Raw genomic sequence first — 13,026 nt, forward strand, 5'->3', positions numbered from 1 at the left:
GGACGGCCGGGCCGCAGCGGCGGAGGCCGCGCGGCTCCAGGCGGAGGCGCAGGCGGCGCGCGCCGCGGTGGCGCTCGCCCGCGCCGACCGCACCACGCACGACCGCGCGCTCGCCGCCGCGCGGGAACGGCGCGAGGGCGCCTCGGCGGAGGCGAAGGGCTGGCGTGCCCGCGCGGGCGAGGCGGCACGCCGCGTCGCCGACATGGACCGCCGCGCCGCCGAGGCCACGGCCGAGATCGCGCGGCTGGCCGGGCGCCCGGCGGAACTGGCCGACCGCATCGCCATATTGGAGGCGTCGCACGGCGGGGCGCAGGCGGCGGCGCAGCGCGCGCAGACGGAGGAACGCGACGCCGAGACGGCGCTCCGCGCGGCGGATGCCGGGCAGTCGCGCGCCAACGAGGCGCTCGCCGCCGCGCGCGAGGCCCGCGCCGGGGCGGCGGCGCGGGCGGAGAGCCACGAGCTGCGCCGGGTGGAGATGGGGCGCGTCGCGGGCGAACGGTTCGAATGTCCCGCGCCCGTGCTGCCGACGAAGGCGGGGTTCGACAGCGCCGGGGTGGGCACGCCGCAAGCCGAGTCGGCGGCCCACGAGCGGCTGACGCTGGATCGCGAGCGGATCGGGCCGGTGAACCTGATCGCCGAGCGCGAGCTGGCGGAGATGGAGGCGGCGGCGACGAGCAACGCCGCCGAGCGGGACGAGCTGGGCCAGGCGGTCCACCGGCTGCGCGGCTCGATCGGCACGCTCAACCGCGAGGGGCGGCAGCGGCTGCTCGCCGCGTTCGAGGCGGTGGACGGGCATTTTCGGGGGCTGTTCACCACCCTGTTCGACGGCGGCAACGCCCACCTCGCGCTCGTCGATTCGGACGATCCACTGGAGGCCGGGCTGGAGATCATGGCGCAGCCGCCGGGCAAGCGGCTCTCCGCGCTGACCCTGCTGTCCGGCGGCGAGCAGGCGCTGACCGCGGTGGCGCTGATCTTCGGCCTGTTCCTGACCAATCCGGCGCCGATCTGCGTGCTGGACGAGGTCGACGCGCCGCTGGACGACGCCAATATCGAGCGCTTCTGCGACCTCCTTGACCGCATGTCGCGCGAGACCGACACCCGCTACCTGATCGTCACGCACAATGCGGTGACGATGAGCCGGATGCATCGCCTGTTCGGCGTGACGATGATCGAGCGCGGGGTGAGCCGACTGGTGTCGGTCGACCTGCAGGCGGCGGCGGCGCTGGCGGCGGAGTAGGTCCGGAGCGAAGGCGCGAAGACGCAACGAGGGCGAGGTGGGTTCACGCGGAGGCGCGGCGACGCGGAGGGCGGCGCCAGCCGCACGATTCCGCGCCGCCCCGGGCGGCTCAATGATCTTGTCTCGCCGACAAGACCCGGGGACCCACAAGCACCACCCCTCTGCGCCTCCGCGCCTCCGCGCCTCCGCGCCTCCGCTTGAATACGAACCCGCCCGCGGCGGCACGATAAGCTATCCCGCCGCGCTCGCCCTTGGCGTCTTCGCGCCTTCGCGAGAACCAACCCATCGCGGCGGATCGTCGCGGACCGCCGCGTGGATCAGCCACAGCATCGCAACCCCCCGCACGATCGCGGCGCTAGCGACATCGGCCTGTGTCGCGGACGGATGCGCCCCCTCCATGCCGGCGAACAACCAGAACTCGGCGAAATACGCCGCCACGTCGCCGATCAGGAACAGCGCTACCGGTCGCCAGCGCGTCGCGAACAGGACGATGAACGGCCACAGCCACAGGTCGAACTGCGGCGAGTAGACCTTGTTCGTCAGCAGGAACCAGGCGAGCACCGGCAGGAACAGCATCCACGGCCGCGCGCCGTGCCGCCGCCAGCCCGCGGCCACGATCGTTACGGCGCCGCCCCCGAAGGCGAGGAAGCTGAGGAGGTTGCGCGTCGGCACGTCGGTGACGAGCCAGCCGAACTGCGCCAGCAATTCCCACACGCTCGCCGCCGTCCCCGCCCGCTCGCTGGAGAAGGCGTAGAACTCTCGCCAGTTCCCGAACGCGAACGCCGCCACCGGCAGGTTCACCGCGCCCCAGGCAGCGACCGCCACGACGACCAGCAGCGCCGCCCGCGCCACCCCGCGTGCGGACAGCGCGCGCAGTCCCAGCAGCGGCAGCAGCAGGACGGGGAACAGCTTCGCCGCCGCACCCAGCGCCGCCAGCGCAGTCGCGCGCACCTCTTGCCCGCGCGCCGCCGCCAGCACCGCCGCGACCGCGATGGCGGCCGCCAGCAGGTCCCAATTGTGGCCGAGGTACAGGACCAGGGGCGGTGCCAGCGCCCAGGCATATTGCCGCCGCAGCGACACCCCCGCGTTGCGCATCATCTCCAGCACGGCGAACGCCAGCACCGCATTGCCCAGCGCGACCGCGTTCAGGAAATCCGCCGCATCCGCCCGCGCGCCACCGGTCGCCCGCGCCACCAGCCCCTCGAACCAGATCAGCGCGCCGGTCAGCACCGGATATTCCATACGGGCCTGAAAGTACGGCACCTCTCCCGCCGCCACCCCGCGCAATCCCCAGAACGGGACGGCGTCGCTGTAGCAGCCGGTCACATATTGCTCGCTGCCGGTCCACGCCGCGCCGCAATGCGCCTTGAAGCCCCAGCCGAGGAAACAGGTCAGCGCCAGCATCAGATAGGGTCCGTGGGGACCGAGCCTCTGCATCGCGCGCGTCATCGACTTGATCCATGGCAGTCCACTTGCGCCTCGACAAGCCGGCCGAGCGAACATACATGGAACGAATGGCGCAGCTCGACGTCAGGCAGAAGCTGGAAATCCTCGCCGACGCGGCGAAGTATGATGCTTCCTGCGCGTCGTCCGGCACCGCCAAGCGCAACAGTCGCGATGGAAAGGGGATTGGCTCGACCGAGGGCATGGGCATTTGCCACGCCTATGCGCCCGACGGCCGCTGCATCTCGCTTCTGAAGATCCTGCTGACGAACAGCTGCATCTTCGACTGTCATTATTGCATCAATCGCAAATCCTCGAACGTCCGTCGCGCGCGCTTCACGGCCGAGGAGGTGGTGAACCTGACGCTCGCCTTCTATCGCCGCAACTACATCGAGGGGCTGTTTCTCTCTTCCGGCATCATCAAGTCGTCCGATTATACGATGGAGCAGATCGTGGAGGTCGCTCGATCCTTGCGCGAACACCATCACTTCCGCGGCTACATCCACCTGAAGACCATTCCCGACGCCGATCCGGAGCTGATCCACCAGGCGGGGCTCTACGCCGACCGCGTGTCGATCAACGTCGAACTGCCGACCGTCAGCGGGCTGAAGCGGCTCGCGCCGGAAAAGGACAATGGGCGCATCGAGGGCGCGATGCGTGGCATGAAGACCGCCATGCTCGACGCCACCGACGCGAAGGCGCGCTACAAGTCCGCGCCGCGCTTCGCGCCCGCTGGTCAATCGACGCAGATGATCGTCGGCGCCGACGCCGCGACCGACGGCGATATCGTGAGCAAGGCGTCGACGCTGTACGACCGCTTCTCGCTTCGCCGCGTCTACTACTCGGCGTTCAGCCCGATCCCCGACGCGTCGGCGGTGCTGCCGCTGCAGCGTCCGCCGCTGATGCGTGAGCACCGGCTGTACCAATCCGACTGGCTGATGCGCTTCTACGGCTATGACGCGAAGGAAGTGGTCGCCGCCGCCGACGAGCGTACGGGGATGCTGCCGCTCGACATCGATCCCAAGCTCGCCTGGGCGTTGAAGTTTCGCGAGCACTTCCCCGTCGACATCAATCGCGCCCCGCGGGAGATGCTGCTGCGCGTGCCCGGCCTAGGGACCAAGGCGGTGAAGAACATCCTCGCTGCGCGGCGCTGGCGCCGATTGCGGCTGGACGACGTCGCCCGGCTGACCGTGTCGGTGGCCAAGCTGCGGCCCTTCATCGTCGCTGAGGACTGGCGCCCCGTGCTCCTGACCGATCGGGCCGAGCTGAAGCCGCTGGTCGCGCCGAAGCGCGAGCAGCTGGAGCTGTTCGCCGCCTGAGCGGTGAGAATGACTCGCGGGTGAAACGCCGCGTCCGCTCGCGCGTCGTCGACCGCGAAGGAGACCAACATGGCGCAAGCGGACATCTACGCAGACCTGAAGCGCGATCACGACAAGCATCGCGAATTGCTGAAGCAGCTGGCCGAACTGAAGGGTGACGGCGCGAAGCGCCAGTCGCTGTTCGAGACGTTCCGGCTGGAGATCGCCGCCCACGCCGCGGCCGAGGAGGAATCGCTCTACGCGACGATGCTGGGCAATCCCGACCTGCGCGACGAGGCGCGCCACTCCGTCGCCGAACACAAGGAGGTCGACGATCTGATCGGCGAGATGATGGACCTCGATTTCGCGTCGGACGAGTGGGAGTCGAAGTTCTTCCACATGCGCCACCGCTACGAGCACCACATCGACGAGGAGGAAGAGGAAATGTTCCCCGCCGCCGACAAGGAACTGGACGCGGAGACCGAGCGGAAGCTCGCGGCGGTGTACGAGGAGCGCAAGCCCAAGGAACTGGAACTGGCGAAGGCAGCCCCCGCGGGAGGGGACGAGCGGGAGTGAGCGGGTTGGTCACCCTTACCCTTCCCACGCCGCGTCGCGGCGCGGGCGCCTTCCCTCTCCCGGTGGGAGAGGGAGGGAGCGGCGAAGCCGCGGAAGGGTGAGGGTGGCCTGATCAGATGCGCGTCGTCACCCTCCCCGCGCCCGACGATTTCGACGCCTGGCGCGATGCCGCGCGGGCGCTGGTGGCAGACGACGTGCCACCCGACCTGGTGGTGTGGCAGGTCGGCGACGAGGCCACCGACCTCTTCGCCACTGCGCCCCCGCCAGCGGCGCCGCGGCACGACCCGACCGGCCCGGCGCTGAAGGTGCCCCGCGCCTTCCTCGACCTCGCACGCAACGCGCTGCTGGCGAGCGACGCGGAGCGGTTCGCGCTCCTCTACACGCTGCTTCATCGCCTGCGCCGCGAGCCGAAGCTGACGGAGGATCACGCCGACCCGCTCGTCCGCCGGATCGAGGGACTGGCGAAGGTGGTCCGCCGCGACATCCACAAGATGCGCGCCTTCCTGCGCTTCCGCGAGGTCACCGACGATGTGGGCGCGCGCTTCGTCGCCTGGTGGGAGCCGGAGCACCACATCGTGCGCGCCAACGCCGCCTTCTTCGTCAACCGCTTCGCGTCCATGCACTGGTCGATCCTGACGCCGGAGGTGTCGCTCCACTGGGACGGTGCCGCGCTCTCGGAGGGGCCGGGCGCGAGCAAGGCGGACGCGCCCGACGGCGATCCGACCGAAGAGGTATGGAAGACCTATTACGCCAGCATCTTCAACCCAGCGCGCGTGAAGGTGGGCGCGATGCTGAAGGAGATGCCGCGCAAATACTGGAAGAACATGCCCGAAACCGCGCTGGTGCCCCAGCTGCTGGCGACGGCGCAGGCACGGGAGAGCCGCATGATCGAGACGGCGAGAACCGAGATCGGTGGCAATGCCGAGGCCGCGTGGGCGGCACTGCGCGAGGAGGCGATGGGCTGCACCCGCTGCCACCTGTACAAGCCTGCGACGCAGACCGTCTTCGGCGAAGGCCCGGTGGATGCGACCATGATGTTCGTCGGCGAGCAGCCGGGCGATCAGGAGGATCTGGCCGGCCATCCCTTCGTCGGCCCCGCCGGGCAGGTGTTCGACCGCGCGCTCGCCGCCGCGGGCATCACCCGGGCGGAGACGTACGTCACCAATGCGGTGAAGCACTTCAAGTTCGAGCCGCGCGGTCGACGCCGCATCCACGCCAAGCCCGACGCGGGCGAGATCGAGGCGTGCCGCTGGTGGATCGAGCAGGAGCAGATGCTGCTGCGGCCCAAGGTGACGGTGGCCCTGGGCGCCACGGCGGCGCGCAGCCTGTTCGGCAAGGTGATGACGATCGGCCGCGAGCGCGGGCGTGCCCTGCGGCTGCCCGATGGCGGGGAGGCGTGGATCACCGTCCACCCCAGCTACCTGCTTCGCCTGCCGGACGAGGCGGCGAAGGGGGCGGAATACGCGCGCTTCGTCGAGGACCTCAAGATGGCGCACGCGGCCACGTCCGCCTGATCGGCGCCCCTCTCCGCTCGCGCCTACGGCGAAGGGGAGAGAAAAAGCGATGTGGTCAGAACCGCAGCGGGTCCGGCCCGATCCGCCCGCCGGGATCGTCCATCGCGTCGATCGTCGCCACGTCTTCGTCGGTCAGCACCACGTCGCGCGCGTGCCAGTTGTCGGCCAGGTGGTCGAGGTCGCCGGCCTTGGGAATGACGGCGAACCCCTTCGCCAGGTGCCAGGCGATGATGACCTGCGCCGCGCTGGCGCCCAGCCGCTCCGCGATGCCGACGATCCGCTCGTCCTTCAGCGTCTTGCCCTGGCCAAGCGGGCTCCAGCTCTGCGTCACGATGCCCTTGTCGGCATGATAGGCATGCAGGTCGCGCTGCTGGAAGGTCGGGTGGAGCTCGATCTGGTTCACCGCCGGCACGACGCCCGTTCCCGCGACGATCGCGTCGATATGCTCCGGCAGGAAGTTCGACACGCCGATCGACCGCGTCTTCCCCGCCTCGCGCAGCCGGATCAGCGCCTCCCACGCGGAGACGAACAGCCCGTCGTCGGGGCGAGGCCAGTGAATCAGGTAGAGATCCACCGCATCCAGTCCCAGCAATGCCAGGCTGGCGTCCAGCGCCGCCGTGGGATCGCGCTGCGCGTCGTTCCACAGCTTGGTGGTGACGAAGGCGGTCTCGTCCACTCCTTCGCCCACCCCGCGCTCATTGTGGTAGACCGCGGCGGTGTCGACCAGGCGGTAGCCGAGATCGAGACCGGCGCGCACCACCGACGCCACGTGCGCGTCCGGTATCTGGTAAGTGCCGAGGCCGAGCCGCGGCATGGCGTGCCCGTCGTTCAGTGTGATGTCGTCCTGCATCCGCGTCGAACCGTTGCCGCTCCGCCCGGTTCCCCGTTCCCGCTTCCACGCGGACGCGCTTCGGGCTAGCGCGTGCCGCATGATCGGGCAGATACTGGAAGCGCTGGCGCGGTTCACCACCGCCGTCATCGAGGCGGGCAGCTATTGGGGCATCGCGCTCCTGATGGCGATCGAGAGCGCCTGCGTGCCGCTGCCCAGCGAGATCATCATGCCGTTCGCGGGCTATCTCGTCTCCTTGGGCAAGATGGACCTGTACCTCGCCGCGACCGCGGGGGCGATCGGGTGCAACCTGGGCTCGATCGTCGCCTACGAGGTCGGGCGGCGCGGCGGGCGGCCGATGGCGGAACGCTGGGGCAAGTACCTGCTGATCGGCCCGGGCGAGCTCGACGCCGCCGACCGCTTCTTCAACCGCTGGGGTTCCGCCGCCATTCTGATCGGGCGGATGCTGCCGATCATCCGCACCTTCATCGCCTTCCCGGCGGGCGTGGCGCGGATGAAGCTGATCCCGTTCCACGTCTACACCTTCCTCGGATCGTGGCCCTGGTGCTTCCTGCTGGCGTGGCTGGGCATGTGGCTGGGCGACAAGTGGAACTCGGACCCGCGGGTGAAGGCGATCTACCATCAGTTCGAGATCGCGATCGCCGTCGCCATCGTCGCGGCGGGCGCCTTCTTCCTGTGGCACCGACTGAAAGACATCCGGCGCGTGCGCTGAGCGGACTCATTTCCGTTCGGGCTGAGCGACGCCGAGGCTCGCACGCCGGCATGCCGTTCGACGTCGCTCGGGGCGCACGGATGGAGCTAGAAACCGCGACGACGTGCCAGATTGAGCAGCCGCTCGTCGCGGTCGGGCGCCAGTGCCGCCATGCGGCGCTCGTAAGCGTCCATCAGCCCCGGGCTCGCACGCTCGGGCGAACCCGCATCGAACGGCGGGTCCGGATCGTACTCCAGGCTCAGCTGCACCAATTCGGCGTGCTGCTGCCCACGGATCAGCGCGGTCAGCCGCAAGGCGAAGTCGATGCCCGCGGTCACGCCCCCGCCCGTCACGCGGTTGCGATCCACCACCACCCGCTCCGCCACCGGCTCCACGCCGAACAGCGGCAGCATATGCCGCTGCGCCCAGTGGCAACCGGCCTTGTAGCCGTCCAGCAGCCCCGCGGCGCCGAGGACGAGCGAGCCGGTGCAGACGCTGGTCACCCATGTCGCCCCCTCGCCCACCCGCGTCACCCAGGCCATCGTCTCGTCGTCGGCGATGACATCGTGGGTGCCGAAGCCCCCCGGCACGCACAGGATGTCCGCCGCGGGCACGTCGGCGAAGGTGGCGGTGGGCAGGATCGAGAAGCCGGCGTCGGTGGGCACCGGCTCCAGCGTCTTCGCGACCAGGTCGAGCCGCGCGTCGCCCAGCCGCGACAGCACCTGCGCCGGCCCGGTCAGGTCGAGCTGCGTCACCTGCGGAAAGAGGAGAAAGGCGATTCTCGTCGTCATGCGCGGCATCCCCTGCGTTCGAAGGATCGCCCAGGCGCGCGGCATGAGGACGGCCGTGCTCCCATGCGGTGCTCCGCGATTGCGCCAGTCACACGGTCGGGTGACAGGATAGCGGAACCGCCGGCACGGGACCAGCCGCACCGCGCCGAAAAAGGCGAGCGCTACGGCAGGTCGGGCGTCGCCGCCTTCTCCTCGGCCTTGCGCTCCGCCTTGCCGGCGCGCACGAACTGCGCGTTGCAGCCGATCTGCCCGCCCGCGCCCACCGTGGAGCAGCTGCCCACGCCGACGTTGCCGACGGTGCGGTTGGCCGCTTCCTTCTGCGCCCAGGCCGCGTTCTCCGGCGTCACTTCGAAGTTGCGCAGCTCCTTGGGAATGCGGAACTGCTCCTCCGCGGAGCGGCGGACGCAGACGACGATCTCCTCGCCCGCCTTGTTGGTCGGGCAGCGCTCGTTGCCGTAGAGCGTCAGGACGCCGTTGACCGGCGCACTCTTCGACACGCCCTCCGCCGCGGTGGTCTTCGCCACCCGCGTGGTGCCCGGCGACGGCGGGCCGGACTGGGCGGCCGCGGGAGCGGCGGTCAGAAGGAGGGCGGCGAACGCAACGAAACCCATGAATCAGATCCTCTTGGCGGTGGCGATGGCCACGCGGCAGCCGAGCCGGATCAACGCCGACATCAGCGGATAGGCGGGCGCCCGCTCGGCGCCGTGCGCCAGCGCGGTGTCGCGATGCTCCAGCTCCTCGGCCTGGAACTCCGCAATGGCCGTGGACAGCTCCGCGTCGCTGTCGCCCAGCTCGCGCAGCTGCTCTTCGTAATGCTTGTCGATCTCCGTCTCGACCGCGGCGGTGCAGGCCATCGCCGCCTCCGGCCCGATCGCCGCGGTGACGGCGCCCAGTGCGAAGCCCGCCACGTTCCAGAACGGCTGGAACAGCGTCGGGCGCACGCCGCGCTCGGCGATCAGCCGGTCGAAGAAGGCGCGGTGCCGCTCCTCCTGCAACGCCATGCCCGCGATCTCGCGCGCCATCGCCGAGCGGTGACCCATCACCGCCAGCTGCCCGGCATAGATGCGCGTGGCGCCATATTCGCCCGCCTGGTCGACGCGGATCATCGCGTCCGTGGCCGTCGACGGTCGCGGCGCAGGATCGCCCGGTTTCCAGCTCATCCGCGCCTCCTCAACTGCCACACGATCGCCGCCGCTCCCGCGAACGAGAGGATCGCGTTCCATCCCGCCAGGCTGATGCCCGCAAAGCTCCACTGCGCCTGGTCGCAGCGCACGATGGGCGCCGCCATCAGCCGTTCCAGCGACTGCTGCGTGGTGAGGCCCGCGGTGCTGACCGTCTGCGTGCAGGCGGTGATGCCCTGCCACCAGTGATATTCGACCCCGGCGTGAAAGACGCCGATCAGGCCAGATACGCACACCAGCGCCGCGGCGCCCGCCACCAGCGTGCGCGTCGTGCGCGGGCCGCCGGCGACGAACGAGAGGAGCGCGAAGGCGAGCGCGGCATAGTGCGGCCATCGCTGCCAGTGGCACATCTCGCACGGAAAGAGCTTGCCGACGAGCTGGAACGCCCAGGCCCCCGCCAGCAACAGCGCGGGGACGAGCACGGCGAGGATCCGCGCGCGGCGGAGCGAGGCGGTCACTTGGTCGCCTTCGCCGCCGTCGCGCTCGCCATCGACTGGGTCACCGCGGCGACCTGCTGCTGGCCACCCAGACGCGCCACCGTCTTCAGCGCGTACCACAGTTGGAAATCGTCGATGCCCTGCTTCTTCAGCTGTTCGGGCGTGGCGGCGAAGCGGGGATCGTCCTTCACGTCCTCCTCCAGCACCTTGTTGTCGGGCGACTTGATCTCGTTGATGAGGTGCCGGCGCAGGTCCGCCTCCCGGAAAACCGGGCGCGTCTTGTAGTCGGGATCGGATAGCTGCGGCACGCGGATGTCGGGCTCGATCCCGCCTTCCTGCACGCTCTTGCCCGATGGCGTGAAGTAGCGCGCGGTCGTGAGCCGCAGCGCGGTGCGCGGCCCGATCTGCAGCAGCGTCTGCACCGATCCCTTGCCGAAGGTCCGCTCGCCCATCACCAGCGCGCGGTGGTGATCCTGCAACGCGCCGGCGACGATCTCGCTGGCCGACGCGGTGCCCGAATCGGTCAGCACGACGATCGGCAGCCCCTTGGCGTCGTCGCCGGCCTTCGCGAAATAGCGCTCGATGTCGCCCTTCTCGCGCCCGCGCTGGCTGACGATCTCGCCGCGGTCGAGGAACGCGTCGCTCACCGCGATCGCCTGGGTCAGCAGCCCGCCGCCGTTCTCGCGCAGGTCGACGACATAGCCCAGCGGCTTGCGGCCCAGCGCCTTGTCGATCGCCATGATCGCGGCGCGCGTGTCGGCGCCGGTCTGCTCGGAGAAGGTGTTGATGTTGATGTAGCCGACCTGGCCCTTCACTTCCCATTTCACCGGGCGCTGGACGATCACCTCGCGCACCAGCGTCACCTCAATCGGCTTGTCGCGTCCCGGTCGGACCAGCGTCAGCGACACCTTGCTGCCGGGCTTGCCGCGCATCTGCGACGTCGCCTCGTCCAGCGTGCCGCCGTAAATCAGCTTGCCGTCGATGTGCGTGATATAGTCGCCCGACTTGATGCCCGCGCGCCCCGCCGGCGTGTCCTCCTGCGGCGCCACCACCTTCACGGCGCCGTCCTCCATGGAGACGGTGAGGCCGAGGCCGCCGTAATTGCCCTCCGTAGCGATGCGCATATTGTCGAAGTCGCTGGCATCGACGTAGCTGGAGTGCGGATCCAGGCTGGACAGCATGCCGTCGATCGCGCCCTTGATGAGCTGCTCGTCCGTGACCTTGTCGACGTAATCCGCCTTGACGCGGTTATAGACGTCGAGGAACTGGTCCATCGCGCGATAGGTGGACGTGTCCACCGCCGCCATCGCGCCGGTCGCGACCGGAACCATCGCCACCGTGGTGACCAGCGCGGCGGCCTGGAGCAGACGGGTCTTCATAGAGCGACGGAATCCTTGCGTGCGACCGGGCGGATGTAATGCAAAGCGTACGCCGATCAAAGCGCATCGGCGCTGAACCACGGATGAGCGCCGTCGCGCCGGCGCTAGCCGAGCAGCGCCACCAGATCGACCGGCCGGCCGCGGCGCCGCAGCTCGACGGTGACGTTCGGGGCGGCGCTGTCGCCGGCGCGGCCCAGCAGCGCACCGGCCGCCACCTCGCCGCCGCGCGCGACGGCCACGCGGCCCAATCCGGTGACCAGCGTCGTCCACCCCTCGCCATGGTCCACGATCACCGTCCCGCCGAAGCCGCGGAACCGCCCGGCATAGGCGATCCGCCCCGCCGCGGGCGCACTGACCGGCGCGTCCGGTGCGACGGCGAAGGTCAGTCCGCGCGCGCGCACGCCATTGTCCGACACCTCGCCCAGCCCGGTCACCAGTCGCCCGGCGACCGGCAGGCGATAGACCGTGCGGCCGGGCGCCGCCGCGGCGGCGCTCACCGGCGGGCCGGGCAGTACCGCCAGGTCGGACAGGGTCGCCTGTCCGGCGCCGATCGTGCGCAACTCGGCGATCAGGTCACGCGACCGCTCGCCCAGCGCCAGCGCCTCCTCGTCGTCCCCCGACAGGGCCGCCAGCCGCTCGCGCGCGTCGACCAGCCGCGCGTGGCCCGCCTGCAGGCTCTCCGCCGCCAGCGCGGCATTGGCCTGAAGCGCGCGCGATCGCGTCAGGTCGTCGCGGATCTTCACCGTGCGGGCGGCGACCGCGGGCAGCGTCGTCGCCAGCACCGCCTGCACGTGGACCAGGTCGGCGACGCTGCCCGGCTGCGCCAGCGCCGCCACGGCGGGGCGGCGGGCGAGCCCGGTCAGCATCGCCAGCAGCCGCGCGACCGGGCCCTGCTCGGCGGCGAAGCGCGTCCGCTGCGTCGCGATCTGCGCCTCCACCAATGCGGTGCGCAGCCGGGCGGCGGCCAGCTCCGCCTCCGCCCCGCGGACCCGCGCGGCCACGGCGGCCCGCTCCCACCGCGCGCGGGTGGCGGGATCGTCGCTGGCGGCGGCGCGAGCCTCCAGCCGCTCGGCCGCCTTCGCCGCCGCTGCGACCGCCGCGTTCGCGCGGCGCAGGTCGGCGGGACGATCCTGCGCGGCGGCGACGCCGACCGCACCGAGCGCCAGCAGCAGGACGAGCCAGCCGCGCATCCTCACCCCTCGCGATGATAGGGATGGTTGGCGAGGATGCTGGTCGCGCGGAACAATTGCTCCGCCAGCATCGCCCGCGCCAGCAGGTGCGGCCAGGTGGCGCGGCCGAACGAGAGGAGCAGGTCCGCGTCGCGTCGCTGGTCGTCGTCGAACCCGTCCGCCGCGCCGATCAGGAATCGCGCCTCGCGTACCCCGTCGTCGCGCCACCGGCCGAGCCGCCGCGCGAAGTCGACGGAGGCGAGCACCTCGCCCTTCTCGTCCAGCAGGATGCGGCGCGCGCCCCGCTCGCGCTCCGGCTCCCTCCCGCCCGCGTCGGGCAATTCGGTCAGCTTCGTCGGCCAGGCGATCCGCTTCAGATAGCGGTCGACCAGGTCCGCCTCGGGCGATCGCCCGATCCGCCCGCGCGCGACGATGTGCAGCAGCATGGAAAGGCGCGCGG

At 70.8% G+C, this 13,026-nt stretch carries 14 protein-coding genes and 1 riboswitch; of the genes, 5 read left to right on the forward strand and 9 right to left on the reverse strand.

All coding sequences use genetic code 11. The annotated features are described in order from the left end of the window. The coding region (locus HBH26_RS17980) for a coiled-coil domain-containing protein (RefSeq protein ID WP_476712837.1) at positions 1-1,237 on the forward strand (1,237 nt) is incomplete at its 5' end. A 231-nt stretch (positions 1,238-1,468) separates the two neighbouring features. On the opposite strand, the gene HBH26_RS17985 is transcribed toward HBH26_RS17980, so the two are convergent. Beyond that, positions 1,469-2,686: a hypothetical protein gene (locus tag HBH26_RS17985; protein WP_239024919.1), complete on the reverse strand. Its 1,218-nt coding sequence runs from the start codon at positions 2,684-2,686 to the stop codon at positions 1,469-1,471. Positions 2,687-2,751: 65 nt separating this feature from the next. On the opposite strand from HBH26_RS17985, the gene HBH26_RS17990 reads away from it, so the two are divergent. From HBH26_RS17990 to HBH26_RS18000, 3 genes are all read left to right on the forward strand, one after another. Next, complete coding sequence (locus HBH26_RS17990; RefSeq protein WP_168136029.1) at positions 2,752-3,999, forward strand: putative DNA modification/repair radical SAM protein; 1,248 nt, start codon at positions 2,752-2,754, stop codon at positions 3,997-3,999. A 69-nt stretch (positions 4,000-4,068) separates the two neighbouring features. Further along, positions 4,069-4,554 (forward strand): hemerythrin domain-containing protein, encoded by a 486-nt coding sequence (locus HBH26_RS17995; protein WP_168136030.1) that lies wholly within the window; start codon positions 4,069-4,071, stop codon positions 4,552-4,554. Between the two features lie 116 nt (positions 4,555-4,670). Continuing rightward, positions 4,671-6,068, forward strand: coding sequence for a UdgX family uracil-DNA binding protein (locus tag HBH26_RS18000; protein ID WP_168136031.1), 1,398 nt, complete (start codon positions 4,671-4,673; stop codon positions 6,066-6,068). Between the two features lie 55 nt (positions 6,069-6,123). Here the strand turns inward: HBH26_RS18000 and HBH26_RS18005 are convergent, their stop codons facing one another. Next, positions 6,124-6,918, reverse strand: coding sequence for an aldo/keto reductase (locus HBH26_RS18005; RefSeq protein ID WP_168136032.1), 795 nt, complete (start codon positions 6,916-6,918; stop codon positions 6,124-6,126). Between the two features lie 79 nt (positions 6,919-6,997). On the opposite strand from HBH26_RS18005, the gene HBH26_RS18010 reads away from it, so the two are divergent. Beyond that, positions 6,998-7,630: a DedA family protein gene (locus tag HBH26_RS18010; RefSeq protein ID WP_168136033.1), complete on the forward strand. Its 633-nt coding sequence runs from the start codon at positions 6,998-7,000 to the stop codon at positions 7,628-7,630. Positions 7,631-7,716: 86 nt separating this feature from the next. Here HBH26_RS18010 and HBH26_RS18015 read toward each other — a convergent pair whose 3' ends face one another. The 7 genes from HBH26_RS18015 to HBH26_RS18045 form a co-directional block, all read right to left on the reverse strand. Continuing rightward, a complete protein-coding gene (locus HBH26_RS18015) occupies positions 7,717-8,400 on the reverse strand; it encodes a DJ-1/PfpI family protein (RefSeq protein WP_168136034.1) in 684 nt (227 codons plus the stop codon). Positions 8,401-8,421: 21 nt separating this feature from the next. After that, positions 8,422-8,502, reverse strand: a riboswitch (ZMP/ZTP riboswitch). Between the two features lie 59 nt (positions 8,503-8,561). Next, positions 8,562-9,011 carry a hypothetical protein gene (locus HBH26_RS18020; protein WP_168136035.1) on the reverse strand — a complete coding sequence of 150 codons (450 nt, stop codon included), beginning with the start codon at positions 9,009-9,011 and terminating at the stop codon, positions 8,562-8,564. 3 nt (positions 9,012-9,014) lie between these two features. Further along, positions 9,015-9,560 carry a demethoxyubiquinone hydroxylase family protein gene (locus HBH26_RS18025; RefSeq protein WP_168136036.1) on the reverse strand — a complete coding sequence of 182 codons (546 nt, stop codon included), beginning with the start codon at positions 9,558-9,560 and terminating at the stop codon, positions 9,015-9,017. Further along, positions 9,557-10,039 carry a disulfide bond formation protein B gene (locus HBH26_RS18030; protein ID WP_168136037.1) on the reverse strand — a complete coding sequence of 161 codons (483 nt, stop codon included), beginning with the start codon at positions 10,037-10,039 and terminating at the stop codon, positions 9,557-9,559. Before HBH26_RS18030 ends, HBH26_RS18025 begins: the two co-directional genes overlap by 4 nt. Next, positions 10,036-11,397, reverse strand: coding sequence for a S41 family peptidase (locus HBH26_RS18035; RefSeq protein ID WP_168136038.1), 1,362 nt, complete (start codon positions 11,395-11,397; stop codon positions 10,036-10,038). Before HBH26_RS18035 ends, HBH26_RS18030 begins: the two co-directional genes overlap by 4 nt. Before the next feature lie 104 nt (positions 11,398-11,501). Continuing rightward, positions 11,502-12,587 (reverse strand): murein hydrolase activator EnvC family protein, encoded by a 1,086-nt coding sequence (locus HBH26_RS18040; protein ID WP_168136039.1) that lies wholly within the window; start codon positions 12,585-12,587, stop codon positions 11,502-11,504. Positions 12,588-12,589: 2 nt separating this feature from the next. Continuing rightward, complete coding sequence (locus tag HBH26_RS18045) at positions 12,590-13,012, reverse strand: 23S rRNA (pseudouridine(1915)-N(3))-methyltransferase RlmH (protein WP_168136040.1); 423 nt, start codon at positions 13,010-13,012, stop codon at positions 12,590-12,592. Between the last annotated feature and the right edge of the window lie 14 nt (positions 13,013-13,026).

This window comes from Sphingomonas corticis, from assembly GCF_012035195.1.
Taxonomy (GTDB): Bacteria; Pseudomonadota; Alphaproteobacteria; order Sphingomonadales; family Sphingomonadaceae; genus Sphingomonas; species Sphingomonas corticis.

Bases quoted from the DNA above. Each gene is read 5' to 3' on its own strand.
- HBH26_RS18020 (WP_168136035.1), bottom strand. From the start codon at position 9,011: ATGGGTTTCGTTGCGTTCGCCGCCCTCCTTCTGACCGCCGCTCCCGCG.
- HBH26_RS18035 (WP_168136038.1), bottom strand. From the start codon at position 11,397: ATGAAGACCCGTCTGCTCCAGGCCGCCGCGCTGGTCACCACGGTGGCG.
- HBH26_RS18000 (WP_168136031.1), top strand. From the start codon at position 4,671: ATGCGCGTCGTCACCCTCCCCGCGCCCGACGATTTCGACGCCTGGCGC.
- HBH26_RS18040 (WP_168136039.1), bottom strand. From the start codon at position 12,587: ATGCGCGGCTGGCTCGTCCTGCTGCTGGCGCTCGGTGCGGTCGGCGTC.
- HBH26_RS17990 (WP_168136029.1), top strand. From the start codon at position 2,752: ATGGCGCAGCTCGACGTCAGGCAGAAGCTGGAAATCCTCGCCGACGCG.
- HBH26_RS18025 (WP_168136036.1), bottom strand. From the start codon at position 9,560: ATGAGCTGGAAACCGGGCGATCCTGCGCCGCGACCGTCGACGGCCACG.
- HBH26_RS18045 (WP_168136040.1), bottom strand. From the start codon at position 13,012: ATGCTGCTGCACATCGTCGCGCGCGGGCGGATCGGGCGATCGCCCGAG.
- HBH26_RS18010 (WP_168136033.1), top strand. From the start codon at position 6,998: ATGATCGGGCAGATACTGGAAGCGCTGGCGCGGTTCACCACCGCCGTC.
- HBH26_RS18005 (WP_168136032.1), bottom strand. From the start codon at position 6,918: ATGCAGGACGACATCACACTGAACGACGGGCACGCCATGCCGCGGCTC.
- HBH26_RS17985 (WP_239024919.1), bottom strand. From the start codon at position 2,686: ATGACGCGCGCGATGCAGAGGCTCGGTCCCCACGGACCCTATCTGATG.
- HBH26_RS17995 (WP_168136030.1), top strand. From the start codon at position 4,069: ATGGCGCAAGCGGACATCTACGCAGACCTGAAGCGCGATCACGACAAG.
- HBH26_RS18015 (WP_168136034.1), bottom strand. From the start codon at position 8,400: ATGACGACGAGAATCGCCTTTCTCCTCTTTCCGCAGGTGACGCAGCTC.